Below are 530 nucleotides of genomic sequence, written 5' to 3'. Positions count from 1 at the left end.
CCGCGTGAGGCGGTGGCGATGGATCCGCAGCAGCGGTTGCTGCTGGAGACCTCGTGGGAGGCATTCGAGCGGGCCGGTATCGATCCGAGCGTCCTGCGCGGCAGCCGTACCGGTGTGTTCGTGGGCACCAACGGCCAGGACTACCTCTCCCTCGTCACCCGTGAGCCGGAGGGACTGGAAGGCCACATCGGCACGGGCAACGCGGGCAGCGTGATGTCGGGCCGGGTCTCGTACGTGCTGGGGCTGGAGGGCCCGGCAGTGACGGTCGACACGGCGTGTTCGTCCTCGCTGGTGGCGCTGCACCTCGCCGTCCAGGCACTGCGGCAGGGTGAGTGCTCCATGGCTCTGGCCGGTGGCGTGACGGTGATGTCGACCCCTGAGGCCTTCGTGGACTTCAGTCGTCAGCGGGGGCTGGCGGAAGACGGCCGGATCAAGGCGTTCGCGGCTGCCGCCGACGGCACCGGCTGGGGTGAGGGCGTCGGCATGCTGCTGGTGGAGCGGCTGTCGGACGCGCGCCGCAACGGGCATCC

At 70.8% G+C, this 530-nt stretch carries 1 protein-coding gene; it reads left to right on the top strand.

Going from position 1 to position 530, the window contains the following annotated elements; genetic code table 11:
- A partial coding sequence (locus tag ACP4J0_RS38715; RefSeq protein WP_426604167.1) for a beta-ketoacyl synthase N-terminal-like domain-containing protein occupies positions 1-530 on the top strand: 530 nt, incomplete at both ends.

This window comes from Streptomyces sp. WG7 (assembly GCF_049975785.1).
In the GTDB taxonomy this organism is placed as follows: domain Bacteria; phylum Actinomycetota; class Actinomycetes; order Streptomycetales; family Streptomycetaceae; genus Streptomyces.
The sequence above is the reverse complement of the archived record's forward strand: the minus strand, read 5'-3'. Positions and strand labels throughout refer to the sequence as shown.